At 67.8% G+C, this 15,319-nt stretch carries 16 protein-coding genes; 12 read left to right on the forward strand and 4 right to left on the reverse strand.

Annotated features, from left to right (window positions below):
- Positions 1-5: 5 nt before the first annotated feature.
- Both DD542_RS20215 and DD542_RS20220 read right to left on the reverse strand, forming a co-directional pair.
- Complete coding sequence (locus DD542_RS20215) at positions 6-1,055, reverse strand: HPP family protein (protein WP_127807456.1); 1,050 nt, start codon at positions 1,053-1,055, stop codon at positions 6-8.
- A gap of 132 nt (positions 1,056-1,187) precedes the next feature.
- Positions 1,188-2,276, reverse strand: a complete 1,089-nt coding sequence (locus tag DD542_RS20220; protein ID WP_127806853.1) for an MBL fold metallo-hydrolase — start codon at positions 2,274-2,276, stop codon at positions 1,188-1,190.
- Between the two features lie 118 nt (positions 2,277-2,394).
- Between DD542_RS20220 and DD542_RS20225 the strand changes: the two genes are divergently transcribed.
- Both DD542_RS20225 and DD542_RS20230 read left to right on the forward strand, forming a co-directional pair.
- Positions 2,395-2,802, forward strand: a complete 408-nt coding sequence (locus DD542_RS20225; protein ID WP_079366586.1) for a MerR family DNA-binding transcriptional regulator — start codon at positions 2,395-2,397, stop codon at positions 2,800-2,802.
- A gap of 34 nt (positions 2,803-2,836) precedes the next feature.
- A complete protein-coding gene (locus tag DD542_RS20230) occupies positions 2,837-3,196 on the forward strand; it encodes a DUF1304 domain-containing protein (RefSeq protein WP_079366587.1) in 360 nt (119 codons plus the stop codon).
- On the opposite strand, the gene DD542_RS20235 is transcribed toward DD542_RS20230, so the two are convergent.
- Positions 3,186-3,638 (reverse strand): VOC family protein, encoded by a 453-nt coding sequence (locus DD542_RS20235; RefSeq protein WP_127806854.1) that lies wholly within the window; start codon positions 3,636-3,638, stop codon positions 3,186-3,188. The genes DD542_RS20230 and DD542_RS20235 overlap by 11 nt on opposite strands.
- A gap of 65 nt (positions 3,639-3,703) precedes the next feature.
- Here DD542_RS20235 and DD542_RS20240 point away from each other — a divergent pair, with 65 nt between their 5' ends.
- The 10 genes from DD542_RS20240 (at position 3,704) to DD542_RS20285 (ending at position 14,553) form a co-directional block, all read left to right on the forward strand.
- Positions 3,704-4,297, forward strand: coding sequence for a TetR/AcrR family transcriptional regulator (locus DD542_RS20240; RefSeq protein WP_206610696.1), 594 nt, complete (start codon positions 3,704-3,706; stop codon positions 4,295-4,297).
- A 107-nt stretch (positions 4,298-4,404) separates the two neighbouring features.
- Complete coding sequence (locus DD542_RS20245) at positions 4,405-4,851, forward strand: PaaI family thioesterase (RefSeq protein ID WP_241559610.1); 447 nt, start codon at positions 4,405-4,407, stop codon at positions 4,849-4,851.
- Positions 4,852-4,886: 35 nt separating this feature from the next.
- On the forward strand, positions 4,887-6,068 hold the full coding sequence (locus tag DD542_RS20250; RefSeq protein WP_066155337.1) for an isovaleryl-CoA dehydrogenase: 1,182 nt from the start codon (positions 4,887-4,889) through the stop codon (positions 6,066-6,068).
- Between the two features lie 51 nt (positions 6,069-6,119).
- Complete coding sequence (gene can / locus DD542_RS20255; RefSeq protein ID WP_066155334.1) at positions 6,120-6,776, forward strand: carbonate dehydratase; 657 nt, start codon at positions 6,120-6,122, stop codon at positions 6,774-6,776.
- A gap of 14 nt (positions 6,777-6,790) precedes the next feature.
- The gene (gene aceK, locus DD542_RS20260) at positions 6,791-8,626 is read left to right on the forward strand and encodes a bifunctional isocitrate dehydrogenase kinase/phosphatase (RefSeq protein WP_127806856.1); all 1,836 of its coding nucleotides are present in this window, start codon (positions 6,791-6,793) and stop codon (positions 8,624-8,626) included.
- A gap of 19 nt (positions 8,627-8,645) precedes the next feature.
- Positions 8,646-9,836, forward strand: coding sequence for an acetyl-CoA C-acyltransferase (locus DD542_RS20265; RefSeq protein ID WP_127806857.1), 1,191 nt, complete (start codon positions 8,646-8,648; stop codon positions 9,834-9,836).
- Complete coding sequence (locus tag DD542_RS20270) at positions 9,836-10,504, forward strand: SDR family oxidoreductase (protein WP_127806858.1); 669 nt, start codon at positions 9,836-9,838, stop codon at positions 10,502-10,504. The genes DD542_RS20265 and DD542_RS20270 overlap by 1 nt, the downstream gene beginning before the upstream one ends.
- A gap of 25 nt (positions 10,505-10,529) precedes the next feature.
- Complete coding sequence (locus DD542_RS20275) at positions 10,530-11,657, forward strand: acyl-CoA dehydrogenase family protein (protein WP_127806859.1); 1,128 nt, start codon at positions 10,530-10,532, stop codon at positions 11,655-11,657.
- Between the two features lie 39 nt (positions 11,658-11,696).
- Positions 11,697-13,088 carry a Trk system potassium transporter TrkA gene (gene trkA / locus DD542_RS20280; RefSeq protein WP_079366594.1) on the forward strand — a complete coding sequence of 464 codons (1,392 nt, stop codon included), beginning with the start codon at positions 11,697-11,699 and terminating at the stop codon, positions 13,086-13,088.
- Positions 13,089-13,092: 4 nt separating this feature from the next.
- Positions 13,093-14,553: a potassium transporter TrkG gene (locus DD542_RS20285; RefSeq protein ID WP_079366595.1), complete on the forward strand. Its 1,461-nt coding sequence runs from the start codon at positions 13,093-13,095 to the stop codon at positions 14,551-14,553.
- 31 nt (positions 14,554-14,584) lie between these two features.
- On the opposite strand, the gene DD542_RS20290 is transcribed toward DD542_RS20285, so the two are convergent.
- On the reverse strand, positions 14,585-15,292 hold the full coding sequence (locus tag DD542_RS20290) for a glutathione S-transferase N-terminal domain-containing protein (protein WP_079366596.1): 708 nt from the start codon (positions 15,290-15,292) through the stop codon (positions 14,585-14,587).
- Positions 15,293-15,319: the final 27 nt, after the last annotated feature.

Here is a 15,319-nt window from a genome sequence, read left to right on the forward strand (position 1 = left end):
GCCGATCAGGTGGCGGCGCCGGGGCGGCTGCGGAACAGCGCGGCCACCACGTCGGACTGCGTGATCATGCCGATCACCCGCTGTGCGTCATCGACCACCGGCATGTGGTGCAGGCCGCCGTCGGAGAACAGACCGGCCAGGTCGCCGATGGGCTGTTCCGGCCGCGCCGAGCGCACCGTGCGGGTCATGATCTCCTCGACGTAGCGGGCGGTGCTCATGACCGGCTGGCGGCGCGGGTCGGGCGCGCTGTGGCCGATGAAGAAGTCGTGCAGCGAGACGATGCCGCACAGCGTGCCGTCCGCCTCGACCACCGGCAGTGCCTTGATCTTGTGGTACGCCAGCCGGGCCCAGGCCTCGTCCACCGAGTCGCGCGGGCCGATGTGCACCACGTCGCGGGACATGATGTCGCGGCACCGCACCTCGCCCCACTGGCGCTGGCTTGCGAGCAGCTGGGCCTGCACCAGGATGTCTTCCAGGTCCTCCGGCCGGATGTCCAGCAGCTCGCCCTGGCTGGCCAGCGCGCGGGTCAGGTCGTCGTGGGTGAAGCCCAGCCGGCGGCTGGGCAGCGGGTCGCGGGTGTGGTGGGAGGGGCCCGGGGCTGGGTGAGGATGGCGCCGGTGCGTGAAGTGGTTGAACAGCAGGGCCGCCAGCATCAGCAGGCCCGAGTTGAGTGCCACCGGCGAAAGCGCGAACTGGTAGCCCAGGTGCGTCACCGCCTGCCCGCCCAGCACGGCCGTCACTGCCACCGCGCCGCCCGGCGGGTGCAGGCAGCGCAGCGCGAACATGGCCGCGATGGCCAGCGCCCCCGCCGCGCTGGCGGCCAGCCCGGTGTGGCCCAGCAGCAGGGCGCAGCTCACGCCCACCAGAGCGGAGACGGTGTTGCCGCCGAGGATGGACCAGGGCTGTGCCAGCGGGCTGGCGGGCACCGCGAACAGCAGCACGGCCGAGGCCCCCATGGGGGCGAGAAACCAGGGATCGGTGGTGCCCAGGGTGTGCAGGCTGAGCCATTCGGTGACGCACAGGCCCAGGCCAGCCCCCAGGCAGCCCAGCAGCATCTCGCGTCGGCCAACAGTCAGCGGAGCAGGGACAAGGGATCGGAGCCGGGACAGGAGGGGGTGCACGGGACGGTTCTCATGACAGGGGGCGTCATTGTAGGAACCGGGCCAGGCGCCGCGGGCATGCCCCGGTCAATCCCGTGGCTGGAAGCGGTGTACGCCGTCGTCGCCGGTGCGGCGTTGCAGCCGTCCCTGGAACCACAGCCGGTGCAGGTGGGCCACCGATTCGCCCAGCGCAAAGGTGCTCTGGTGCAGGTCCAGCGGCCGGGGGAACAGCACCGGGATCATCTCCCAGGCGCTGTGCGGGCGTTCGGTGCAGGCGGCCATCACCTCGACCAGCCGCTCGTCGTGGTGCTCCTGCAGCTGCCGGATGCGCTCGTGCAGACCGGTGAAGGGTTTGCCGTGCGAGGGCAGCACCAGCGTGTCGTGGGGCAGGGGCAGGTAGCGCTGCAGCGAGTCGAGGAACAGCGCCAGCGGGTCGCTTTCGGGTTCCACGTCGTAGACGCTGACGTTGGTGCTGATGCGCGGCAGCACCATGTCGCCGCTGATCAGCACGCCAAGCGCCTCGCAGTGCAGCGCCATGTGTTCGGGCGCGTGGCCGTAGCCGGCGATGCAGCGCCAGCCGTGACCGCCGATGTTCACCACCTGCCCGTCCATCAGGCGCCGGAACTGCGCGGGCACGCCGGGCACCAGGCCGGGGTAGTAGCCGGCGCGGGCGCGGATCTTCTCCAGGGCGTCGGCGTCGAGCAGGCCGTTGGCGCGAAAGAAGGCGGCGGCGCCGTCGCCGCCGAAGCCGGTGGTGCTGCGCGAGCCGATGCGGGCCATGTGGTAGTCCATGCCGCTGATCCACAAACGGCAGTCGTGCTCGGCGGTGCTCCAGCGCTCGCACAGCCACTGCGCCAGCCCGATGTGGTCCGGGTGCATGTGGGTGACGATCACGCGCAGCACCGGCAGGCCGTCGAGCTCGTGCTCGAAGATCTGCTCCCACTGCGCCTTCGCCTCGTCGCGTGCGATGCAGGTGTCCACCACCGTCCAGCCCTCGCGGCCGTCCAGCCGGTCGCGCAGCAGCCAGAGGTTGATGTGGTCCAGCGCAAAGGGCAGGGTCATGCGGACCCACTTCACGCCGGGCGCCACGCCGATGGCGCCGCCGGACGGGGGCAGGGCATCGCCCAGCGGGTAGTGCAGACGGGCTTCGAGCGCGTCCCTGGAGGGTGGGGTCACGGGTGTTTCCTGAAAAGCTTCCGTTAAACTGACGTTGACGTAAACGTCAAGATGCGACGCATTCTAGGGAGCGATCCCCGTCGCCGCTGTCCGAAAGCCGACACCCCCTGTGAGCACCATGGCGACCAACCCGACCTATTCCATCAGCGACCTCGCGCGCGAGTTCGATCTGACCACGCGCGCCATCCGCTTTTACGAGGACATGGGATTGATCCAGCCGCAGCGCGAAGGGCCGGGTGGGCGCAACCGCGTGTACAGCTCGCGCGACCGCACGCGGCTGAAGCTCACGCTGCGCGCCAAGCGCCTGGGCCTGTCCCTGACCGAGGCGAAGGACATCATCGACATGTACGACAGCCCGCGCGACACCGGGCCGCAGCTGCGCAAGTTCCTCGCCGTGCTGGCCGACCACAAGCGCCAGCTCGAAGAGCAGCTGGCCGATCTGATGGCCAACCTCGACGAGGTCAAGGTGCACGAGAAGGAGGCGCGGGCGCTGCTGGCCAAGGTGGAAAAGGCCGACAAGGCCTAGACTCGGCGGCTCCTTCTGCTGCCGGAGCCGCTCCATGAGCCTTGTCGCCACCACCATCGTCGCCCTGCTGGCGCTGATCCACGTCTACATCCTGGTGCTGGAGATGTTCCTCTGGGACACGCCCAAGGGCCGCAAGGCCTTTGGCCTGACGCCGGAGTTCTCGGCCGCGAGCAAGGTGCTGGCGGCCAACCAGGGCCTGTACAACGGCTTTCTGGCCGCCGGCCTGTTCTGGGGGCTGTGGCTGGGCGACGAGGGTTTCGGCGTGAAGGTCTTCTTCCTCGCCTGCATCCTGGTGGCCGGCCTGTACGGCGCCGCCACCTCCAGCCGCAAGATCCTGTTCGTCCAGGCCGTGCCGGCGGCGCTAGGCCTGCTGGCGCTCTGGTTCAGCCGCTGAGGGCGGACACCTGCGGGGCCGCCGCAGCGCCGTCGGCGTACTGCGCCAGGAACTCCGCGCTCGGCGGGATGGGCTGGATCACGTCGATCAACACCCCATTGGGGTCGCGCACGATGAAGTGCCGCTGTCCGAAGGCCTCGTCCCGCAGGCCCAGCTGGACGTCCAGGCCTTCGGACTGCACGCGGGCGTATTCGGCATCGACATCGGCCACCTCGAAGTTCAGCAGCAGCCCGCCGGCCCGCCCGCCCCGCGCGCCCGCCGGGATGCTGCCGTGGTCGCCGTCGAGGATGGCGAGATTGACTGCGGGGTCGTCGGTCGACTGCAGGTGCACGTACCAGTCGCTGCTGAACTGGCGCACAAAACGGAAGTGCCGTTCATAGAACTGTGCGGTCGGTTCGACGCGATCGGTCATGAGGACGGGGTAGTACTGGGTGATCTTCATGTCGGGGCTCCGGTTGGATACATACAATCTGCATGCATCTTCAATTTAACATACAGGCTGCATGTATGCAAAAAACCGCCGCCGTTCGTCGCTCGCAGGCCGAGCGCACCGACACCACCCGTGCGGCCCTGGTGGCCGCGGCGCGCGAGCTGTTCCTGGGCCGCGGCTACGCCGCCACGGGCACACCGGAGATCGTGGCCGCCGCCGGGCTCACCCGGGGGGCGCTGTACCACCACTTTGCCGACAAGACGGCGCTGTTCCTCGCGGTCGCCGAGCAGCTGGCGCAAGAGGTCGCCGACGACGTGGCCCGGGGCTCGGCCCACCACGACCGCCCCATCGACGCGCTGCTGGCGGGGGCGGAGGCCTATTTTTCCTCGATGGGTCAACCGGGTCGCGCCCGGCTGCTCTTGCTGGAAGCGCCCTCCGTGCTGTCGCTCGCGCAGCTGATGGCGCTGAGCGAGCGGGCCGGCTCTCAGGCGCTGAAGGAAGGTCTGGCCCACCTGCTCGGCCCGGCCCGTGAGCCGGTGCCGCTGCACGAGCTGACCGTGCTGCTCTCCGCCGCCTTCGACCGCGCGGCGCTGGCCATGGCACAGGGTGAAGCCCCCGGCCCGTACCGCGAGGCATTCCGGCGGCTCTTCACCGGCCTGGCCCGGGGCTGATCGCCGGTCCCAAAAAGCGGTTGCCCCGCCCACACGGGTACCTGCGGGCTTGCCGCCTTCCAGTGGTGTCGGTCATAATTGACGTTTACGTAAACGTAAATCAAAACATGAGCGAGACAACACCCGACCACGACGCCCTGCGCCAGCGCGTGCAGACCAGCCTGGACCGCCAGGGCATGATGCGGCAGCTGGGCGTCCGGCTGCTGGCCGTGGCGCCGGGCATGGTGACGCTGGCCCTGCCGTACTCCGACCGCGTGACGCAGCAGCAGGGCGGTTTCCACGGCGGCGCCATGGGCGCGCTGGCCGACATCGCCGGTGGCTATGCCGCGCTGACCGTGGCGCCCGAGGGCATGGAAGTCACCACCGTCGAATACAAGATCAACTTCCTCGCGGCCTTCCAGGGCGGCGAGCTGCAGGCCACCGGCCGCGTCGTGCGCGGCGGCAAACGCATCATCGTCACCACCGCCGAGGTGGTGCACGTGGCCCCCGACGGTCAGCGGACCGACTGCGCCGTGATGCAGCAGACCCTGGTGCCGGTGCCCAAGACCTACTGACCCTTCAACGCATTCAACGTCCCACGGAGACCCTCATGACCAACCTGCCCGGCCTCAACTTCCAGCTCGGTGAAGACATCGACGCCCTGCGCGACGCGGTGCGCGACTTCGCGCAGGCCGAGATTGCCCCGCGTGCCGCCGAGATCGACCGCAGCGACCAGTTCCCCATGGACTGCTGGCGCAAGATGGGCGAGCTGGGCGTGCTGGGCATCACCGTGCCCGAGCAGTACGGTGGCGCCAACATGGGCTACCTGGCCCACATGGTGGCCATGGAAGAAATCAGCCGCGCCAGCGCCTCGGTGGGCCTGTCCTACGGCGCGCACAGCAACCTGTGCGTGAACCAGATCAACCGCAACGGCAGCGACGCGCAGAAGGCCAAGTACCTGCCCAAGCTGATCAGCGGCGAACACGTGGGTGCGCTGGCCATGAGCGAGCCGGGCGCCGGCTCGGACGTGATCAGCATGAAGCTCAAGGCCGAGGACAAGGGCGGCTACTACCTGCTCAACGGCAGCAAGATGTGGATCACCAACGGCCCCGACGCCGACACGCTGGTGGTCTACGCCAAGACCGAGCCCGAGATGGGCGCGCGCGGTGTGACCGCCTTCCTGATCGAGAAGGGCATGAAGGGCTTTTCCATCGCGCAGAAGCTCGACAAGCTGGGCATGCGCGGCAGCCACACCGGCGAGCTGGTGTTCCAGGACGTCGAGGTGCCAGCCGAGAACATCCTGGGTGGCCTGAACATGGGCGCCAAGGTGCTGATGAGCGGCCTGGACTACGAGCGCGCCGTGCTGACCGGCGGGCCGCTGGGCATCATGCAGGCGGTCATGGACAACGTGATCCCCTACATCCACGACCGCAAGCAGTTCGGCCAGAGCATCGGCGAGTTCCAGCTGATCCAGGGCAAGGTGGCCGACATGTACACCGTGCTGCAGGCTGCGCGCAGCTTCGCCTACACGGTCGCCAAGAACCTCGACCTGCTGGGCACCGAGCACGTGCGCCAGGTGCGCAAGGACTGCGCCTCGGTCATCCTGTGGACCGCCGAGAAGGCCACCTGGATGGCCGGCGAGGGCGTGCAGATCTACGGCGGCAACGGCTACATCAACGAATACCCGCTGGGCCGCCTGTGGCGCGATGCCAAGCTGTACGAGATTGGCGCCGGCACCAGCGAGATCCGCCGCATGCTGATCGGCCGCGAGCTGTTCGCCGAGACCATGTGAATGTGGCCCCACGCTTTGCCGCTGCGCGTGTCGCCTAGGTAACATCGCCGCATGAGCACATCCATCCAGACCCTCATCGAGAACAACCGCCGCTGGGCCGCCCAGACCGAACTGGAGCGCCCCGGCTATTTCCAGAAGCTGGCGCAGCAGCAAAACCCCAAGTACCTGTGGATCGGCTGTTCCGACAGCCGCGTGCCGGCCAACCAGATCACGGGTCTGGAGCCGGGCGAGGTCTTCGTGCACCGCAACGTGGCCAACGTGGTGGTGCATTCGGACCTGAACGCGCTGTCGGTGATCCAGTTCGCGGTCGAGTTCCTGAAGGTCGAGCACATCCTGGTCGTGGGCCACTACGGCTGCGGCGGCGTGCTGGCCACGCTCAAGGGCGCGCGCGTGGGCCTGGCCGACAACTGGCTGCGCCATGTGCACGACGTGAAGATGCGCCACCGCAAGCGCCTGGACCATCTGCCCATGGCGGTGCAGGAAGACGTGCTGTGCGAGATGAACGTGATCGAGCAGGTCGGCAACGTGGCGCTGACCAACGTGCTGCAGGACGCCTGGGCGCGCGGCCAGAACGTGTCGGTGCACGGCTGGTGCTATGGCCTCAAGGACGGGCTGGTCAAGGACCTGGGCGTGAGCATGAGCCACCGCGACGAGGTCATGCCCATCTTCCGCTCGGCGCTCAAGCGCTACCCGCGCGCCGAGACCTGAGGCACCCGCAGGCCATGTTCCCCCAGCGGCTGGATTCGACCGTGGCCTATGACATCGCGAAAGCGATGATGGACGGGTTCAACCGCCACTACCGCCTGTTCCGCGCCGAATCCGCCCGCGCCAAGCACCGCTTCGAATCGCGCGACTGGCCGGCCCAGCAACGCGCCCAGCGCGAGCGCATCGAGTTCTACGACCTGCGCGTGCGCGAGTGTCTGCAGCGCCTGGTCAAGGAGTTCAAGGCCGACCAGCAGCCCATGGCGGTGTGGGAGCAGGTCAAGCTGCATTACATCGGGCTGCTGGTGAACCACCACCAGCCCGAGCTGGCAGAGACCTTCTTCAACTCGGTCACCACCAAGATCCTCAAGCGGGCCTACTTCCAGAACGACTTCATCTTCGTGCGGCCGGCGGTGTCCACCGAGTACATCGAGAACGACGAACCCAGGGCGCTGCCGACCTACCGCAGCTACTACCCGACGCACGAGACCATGCGCGCCGAGGTGCGCCGCATGGTCGAGGACTTCGACCTGCGCGTGCCCTTTGACGACCTGGGGCGCGACGCCGGACTGGTGCTCGAAGCCATGCGCCAGCGCTTCGATCACCACAAGCTGCGCGCCAACTTCCAGATCCAGGCGCTGTCCGGGCTGTTCTACCGGAACAAGGGCGCCTACGTGGTCGGCAAGATCATCAACGGCTTCCAGGAAGTGCCGTTCGCACTGCCCATCCTGCACAACGAGAACGGCCGCCTGGTGATCGACGCCGCGCTGTTCGGCGAGGACGACCTGCTGATGCTGTTCAGCTTTGCGCGCGCCTACTTCATGGTCGACATGGAGGTGCCCAGCGCCTACGTGCAGTTCCTGCGCAGCCTGATGCCACGCAAGCCGCGCGCCGAGTTCTACAACGCCCTGGGCCTGGCCAAGCAGGGCAAGACCCTGTTCTACCGCGACTTCCTGGCGCACATGCGGCACAGCACGGACAAGTTCCGCATCGCGCCCGGCATCAAGGGCATGGTGATGCTGGTGTTCGACCTGCCGAGCTTCCCCTTCGTGTTCAAACTCATCAAGGACTTCTACCCCGCGCCCAAGGACACAACGCGCGAACAGATCCGCGGCAAGTACCTGCTGGTGAAACAGCACGACCGCGTGGGCCGCATGGCTGACACGCTGGAGTTCTCCGAGGTGGGATTTCCGCGTGCCCGCTTCACCGACGAGCTGATCGCCGAGATCCAGAAATTCGCGCCCAGCCAGCTGGAGATCAGCGACCGCGACGGCGACGGCACCACCGAGGTCATCCTCAAGCACTGCTACATCGAGCGGCGCATGATCCCGCTGAACATCTACCTGCAGGAGGCCTTCGACACCCTGCAGACGCCCGATGTGGACGACACATCGCTGCGGCGCGCGCGCGGACAGATCACCAAAGCCGTGGTCGAGTACGGCAACGCCATCAAGGACTTGGTGGCGGCCAACATCTTCCCGGGCGACATGCTGTGGAAGAACTTCGGCATCACGCGCCACGGCAAGGTGGTGTTCTACGACTACGACGAGATCGAATACATCACGGACTGCAACTTCCGCCGCGTGCCCCCGCCGCGCAACGAAGAGGACGAGATGTCCGGCGAGGTCTGGTACTCGGTCGGCCCGCACGATGTCTTCCCCGAGACATTCGAGCCCTTCCTGCTGGGCAACCCGATGGTGCGCGAAGACTTCATGAAGCACCACGCCGATCTGCTGGACGCGGCGTTCTGGCAGGCGCACAAGGAACGCATCGCCGCCGGACATGTGTACGACGTGTTTCCCTACGAACGTGCCCGGCGCTTCCGCGCGCAGGCGCACAAAGAACTTCTAGACTGACTTTTCAAAGGAGATTCCCATGAGCCACACCACCGATCCCGTTGTCATCGTCGGCGCCGCCCGCACCCCCATGGGCTCGTTCCAGAGCGACTTCGCCAGCCTCTCCGCCCACGACCTGGGCGGCGTCGCCATCAAGGCCGCCGTCGAGCGCGCTGGCGTCAAGGCCGAGCTGGTCGACGAGGTGCTGTTCGGCAACTGCCTGATGGCCGGCCAGGGCCAGGCGCCCGCCCGCCAGGCCGCGCTCAAGGGCGGGCTGCCGCTGTCGGCCGGCGCCGTCACGCTGTCCAAGATGTGCGGCTCGGGCATGAAGGCCACCATGCTGGCGCACGACATGCTGCTGGCCGGCAGCGCCACCGTGATGGTCTCGGGCGGCATGGAGAGCATGACCAACGCGCCCTACCTGATGCTCAAGGGCCGCGGCGGCTACCGCATGGGCCACGACAAGATCTACGACCACATGATGCTCGACGGCTTGGAAGACGCCTACGAACCCGGTCGCAGCATGGGCACCTTCGGCGAAGACTGTGCCGCCAAGTACAGCTTCACGCGAGAGCAGCAGGACGCCTTCGCCATCGCCTCGGTGACGCGCGCCAAGGCCGCCACCGAGAGCGGCGCTTTCGCCAAGGAAATCGCTCCCGTGACGGTCAAGGACCGCAGCGGCGAGCGCGTGGTGTCGGTGGACGAAGGCCCGGGCAAGGTCAAGCTCGACAAGGTCACCTCGCTCAAGCCCGCGTTCAAGAAGGACGGCACCATCACCGCCGCCTCCAGCTCGTCCATCAACGACGGCGCCGCCGCGCTGGTGCTGATGCGCCAGTCCACCGCCCAGGCACAGGGCCTCAAGCCGCTGGCACGCATCGTGGCCCACGCCACCCACGCGCAGGAGCCCAACTGGTTCGCCACCGCGCCGGTGGGCGCGACGCAGAAGCTGCTGGCCAAGACCGGCTGGTCCGTGGGCGACGTGGACCTGTGGGAGATCAACGAAGCCTTCGCCGTGGTGCCGATGGCGCTGATGACCGAGCTGGACATTCCGCACGAGAAGGTGAACGTCAACGGCGGCGCCTGCGCGCTGGGCCACCCCATCGGCGCCTCGGGCGCGCGCATCCTGGTCACGCTGCTGCACGCCCTGCAGGCGCAGGGCAAGAAGAAGGGCATCGCCACGCTGTGCATCGGCGGCGGTGAAGCCACCGCCATGGCCGTTGAACTGATCTGATGGCCACCGTTCTCGTCATCGGCGCCTCGCGCGGCCTCGGCCTGGAATTCGTGCGGCAGTACCGTGCGGCGGGTGACCGCGTGATCGCCACGGCGCGCGACGATGAGGGCCTGGCGCGCCTGCGCGGTCTGGGCGCCGAACCGCTGCGCGTGGACGTGGCCGACCCTGCCAGCGTCAGCGGCCTGTCGTGGCAGCTCGATGGCGAGGAGATCGATGTCGCGCTCTATGTGGCCGGCGTCATCGACCGCGGCAACGCCACCACGCCGCCCACGCAGCAGGCCTTCGACCACCTCATGCACACCAATGTGCTGGGCCTGATGCAGGTGCTGCCGCAGGTCATGCCCATGGTGGAGGCGGCGGGCGGCGTGTTCGGCGCGCTGTCCAGCCGCATGGCGCAGATCGGTCCGGTGAGCGGCAGCGGCGCCTGGCTCTACCGCGTGAGCAAGGCGGCGCTGAACATGGCGGTGAGCAGCGCGCGCTTCGACTACCCCAAGGCGACCCTGGTGGCACTGGACCCGGGTTGGGTGCAGACCGACATGGGCGGCGGTGCGGCGCCGCTGAGCGCCGAGGCCAGCGTGCGCGGCCTGCGCACCGTGCTGGCCAGCCTGACGCCGGACGACAACGGACAACTCATCCATCACGACGGCCGCCGCGCCAGCTCGTGGTGAACCGAAACACACAAAGAGACAAGACATGCTGCTGACCCAAGACCAGGAAATGATCCGCGACGCCGTGCGCAGCTTTGCGCAGGAAGAGCTGTGGCCCAACGCCGCGCGGTGGGACAAGGAACACCACTTCCCGAAACACGTGCACCAGGGCCTGGCCGAACTCGGCGCCTACGGCATCTGTGTGCCCGAGGAACTGGGCGGCGCGGGGCTGGACTACCTGACACTCGCGCTGGTGCTGGAAGAGATCGCGGCCGGCGACGGCGGCACCAGCACCGCCATCAGCGTGACCAACTGCCCCTACAACGCCATCCTGATGAAGTACGGCACGCCCGCGCAGCAGCAGCAGTGGCTGGTGCCCGCGGCGCGCGGCGACATCCTCGGCGCCTTCTGCCTGACCGAGCCTCACGTGGGGTCGGACGCCTCCGGCCTGCGGACCACGGCGGTGCGCGAGGGCGACGAGTACGTGATCAACGGCGTCAAGCAGTTCATCACCTCCGGGAAGAATGGCCAGGCGGCGGTGGTCATCGCCGTGACCGACAAGGGCGCGGGCAAGAAGGGCATGAGCGCCTTCATGGTGCCGACCGACAACCCGGGCTACGTGGTGGCGCGGCTGGAAGACAAGGTCGGCCAGCACAGCAGCGACACCGCGCAGATCAACTTCGACAACTGCCGCATTCCGGCCGAGAACCTGATCGGCCAGGAAGGCGAGGGCTACAAGATCGCCCTGAGCGCGCTCGAAGGCGGGCGCATCGGCATCGCGGCACAGAGCGTAGGCATGGCGCGCAGCGCATTGGACGTGGCCATCGCCTACGCCAAGGAGCGCCAGAGCTTCGGCACGGCCATCTTCAACCACCAGGCCGTGGGTTTCCGGCTCGCCGAGTGCGCCACGAAGCTCGAAGCCGCGCGCCAGCTGATCTGGCACGCCGCCGCCCTGCGCGACGCCGGCCGGCCCTGCCTGAAGGAAGCCGCCATGGCCAAGCTGTTCGCCAGCGAGACCGCCGAACAGGTGTGTTCCGCGGCGATCCAGACGCTGGGTGGCTACGGCTATGTGAACGATTTCCCGGTCGAGCGCATCTGGCGCGACGTGCGCGTCTGCCAGATCTACGAAGGCACAAGCGACGTGCAGAAGATCATCATTCAGCGAGCACTGTAGGTGCTGGCAGCCCCCGGTGCGGGGGTACGATCCAGCCCTATGAAGATCATCATTTTGGGCGCCGGCCGGGTTGGCGAAAGCGTGGCCGAGAGCCTGGTGTCCGAGCAGAACGACATCACCGTCATCGACCAGGACCCCGCCCGGTTGCGGCTGCTGGAAGAGAAGCTGGACCTGCGCGGCGTGGTGGGCAACGGTATCCAGCCTTCGGTGCTGGCCGAGGCCGGCGCGCGCGACGCCGACATGGTGATCGCCTGCGCGGCGGCCGACGAGTCCAACCTCGTGGTCTGCAAGGTGGCGCACGACGTGTTCAACGTGCCCACCACCATCGCCCGTCTGCGTTCGCCCGAATTCATCGAGGGCGACGAGCTGCTGGGCAAGGGCGGTTTCGCGGTGGACAACGTGATCTGCCCCGAAGAGTCGGTCATGCGCTACATCCACCTGCTCATCAGCTACCCCGAGGCGCTGCAGGTGGTCAAGTTCTCGCAGAACCGCGCAGCCCTGGTGGTGGTGCGCGCGGCGGCCGGTGGTGCGGTGGTGGGGCACACCATCGCCGAGATGCGCAACCGCATTCCTCATGTGGAGATGCGCATCGTCGCGCTCTACCGCCTGGACACCGAGATGGAGGCCACGCCCTCGACCCGCATCCTGCCGGGCGACGAGGTCTTCGTGCTGGCCGACGTGCGCGAGATCCGGATGGTGCTCGCCGCCATCCACAACATCGACAAACCGGTGCAGCGCGTGATGATCGCAGGCGGCGGCAAGGTGGGGCTGCGGCTGGCGCGCAGCCTGGTCGGGCAGTGCGAGGTCAAGCTCATCGAGAGCGACCGCAAGCGCTGCGAGTACCTGGCCAGCCAGTTGCCGTCGAACATGCTGGTCCTCAACGGGGATGCGGCCGACGAGGACCTGCTGGAGGAAGAAAATGTCGGCGACATGGACATGTTCCTGGCCCTGACCAGCGACGACGAGGACAACATCATGTCGGCCATGCTGGCCAAGCGGCTGGGCGCCAACCGCGTGCTGTCGCTGATCAACCGCCGTGCCTACGCCGACATGATGCAGGGCAGCACCATCGACATCGCGATCTCGCCCTCGCAGACGGTAATCGGCGAGCTGCTGGCGCACCTGCGGCGCGGCGACGTGGCGGCGGTGCACAGCCTGCGCCGCGGTGCGGCCGAGGCGCTCGAAGGCGTGGCGCGCGGCGACATCAAGACCTCGAAGCTGGTGGGCCGCCGGATCGACGAAATCCGGCTGCCGCAGGGCGCCCGCTTCGGCGCCATCGTGCGCGGCGATGGCCGCGACTCCGAGGTGCTGATGCCGCACCACGACACCGTCATCGAGGACGGCGACCACGTGATCATCTTCATTCCCCACAAGCGCCTGGTGCGCGAGGTGGAGAAGCTGTTCCAGGTCGGCGCCACCTTCTTCGGCTGATTCCATGCGCATGCTGTTTCCCGCGCTCAACGTGTTCTCGCGCGTGCTGGTGGCGTTCGCCTTCGCCTTCCTGGTGCCGCTGGCCTGGGCCTGGAGCGAGGACCACGAGCAGTACCGCTACGTCTGGGAGGGTTCGTTCGCGCTGGCCGCCGCCAGCGGCTGGCTGCTCTGGGTCCTGACGCGCAGCCACCGGCGCGAACTGCAGGCGCGCGACGGCTTTCTGCTCGTCAACATGGTCTGGCTGCTGCTGCCCGCTTTCTCGGCGGTGCCGCTGATGTTCACCGTGCCCGACATCAGCTGGAGCAAGGCCTACTTCGAAGCCATGAGCGCGCTGACCGCCACCGGTGCCACCGCGTTGTCGGGGCTGGACGCGCTGCCGGTGTCGGTCAATGTCTGGCGCTGCTTCCTGCAGCTCATCGGCGGCCTGGGCATCATGCTGCTGGTGGTGGCGGTGCTGCCCATGCTGGGCCTGGGCGGCATGCAGCTCTACAAGGCGGAGACGCCCGGCCCGATGAAGGACACCAAGTTCACCCCGCGCATCGCCGAAACGGCGCGCGGCCTCTGGGGCGTGTACTTCCTGTTCTCGGGCGCCTGCCTGCTGGCCTACCGCTGGGCCGGTATGGGCTGGGCCGACGCCTTCATGCACATGTGCACCACCATGGGTCTGGGCGGGTTTTCGTCTTACGACGCGAGCCTGGGCCACTTCGACTCGCTGCGGGTGGAGCTGGTGGCGACCTTCTTCATGGCCATCTCGGGCATCAGCTTCGTGCGCTACTTCGTGGTGCTGCGCACCCGCAGGCTGACCCCGCTGACGCACGACCGCGAGATCCGCACCTACGTGGCGGTGCTGCTGGTGGCCATCCTGCTGGTGGCGCTGCTGCTGATGGTGCACGGCGTGCACACCCGTTTCGAGGACGCGCTGCGCGACAGCGCCTTCCACGTGGTGTCGATGGCCACCACCACCGGCTACGCCACCACCGACTTTTCCCAGTGGCCGGTGTTCGCGCCGGTGCTGCTGATCTTCCTGGGCACCTTCGTCTCGTGCGCCGGCTCCACCGGCGGCGGAATCAAGATGGTCCGCATGATCCTGCTGATCAAGCAGGCGCGGCGCGAGCTGGTGCGCATCATCCACCCGCGGGTGGTCAACCCGGTCACGCTGGGCGGGCAGGTGGTGCCTCTGCCGGTGATGACGTCCGTGTTGGGCTACATGCTGATCTACGGTGCCGCCACCATGGGCCTGACCTTCCTGATGCTGTTCACAGGGCTGGACATCGTCACCGCGTTCAGCGCGGTGGTGGCCACGGTCAACAACATCGGTCCGGGGCTGGGCCAGGTCGGCCCGGCCAGCAACTTCGGCGTGCTGGGCGACCTGCAGCTGAACATGCTGAGCTTTGCGATGGTGCTCGGGCGGCTGGAGCTGCTGTCGTTCCTCGTGCTCTTCACAGGCGCGTTCTGGAGGCGTTGAAACCGGGCGCAGCCGGCCTCAACGCGGGCGCTCAGTTCGGTGCGGCGGGGATGGCCAGGCCTTTTTCCACCGCGGGACGGGCCACGAAGGCAGCCAGCACGCGCTGCACCTCGGTGAATTCGCTATAGCCCACCAAGTCGCCCGCCTTGTAGCGCTCGACCAGGTTGCGCACCCAGGGCAGGATGGCGATGTCGGCAACCGTGTACTCGTCGCCCATGATCCAGCTGCGGCCCTTCAGGCGCTGGTTCAGCACGCCCAGCAGGCGCTTCGATTCGCCGGTGTAGCGGTCGCGCGGGCGCTTGTCTTCGTAGTCCTTGCCACCGAAGACGGTGAAGAAGCCCACCTGGCCGAACATCGGGCCGACGCCGCCCATCTGGAACATCAGCCACTGCAGGGTTTCGTAGCGGCGCGCCGGGTCGGCGGGCAGGAACTTGCCTGTCTTCTCGGCCAGGTAGACCAGGATCGCGCCCGACTCCCATAGCGCCAGCGGCTGGCCACCGGGGCCGTTCGGGTCCAGGATCGCCGGGATCTTGTTGTTCGGGTTGAGCGACAGGAACTCGGGTGTGAACTGGTCGTTGGTGTCGAAGCTCACGCGGTGCACCTCGTAGGGCAGGCCACATTCCTCCAGCATGATCGAGACCTTCACGCCGTTGGGCGTGGGCAGGCTGTAGAGCTGCAGGCGGTCGGGGTGCTCTGCGGGCCACTTGCGGGTGACGGGAAAAGCGGACAGGTCGGTCATGTCAATCTCCTTTGCGGCCCGTACCCT

It is taken from the genome of Hydrogenophaga sp. NH-16, from assembly GCF_004006415.1.
Lineage (GTDB): Bacteria > Pseudomonadota > Gammaproteobacteria > Burkholderiales > Burkholderiaceae_C > Hydrogenophaga > Hydrogenophaga pseudoflava.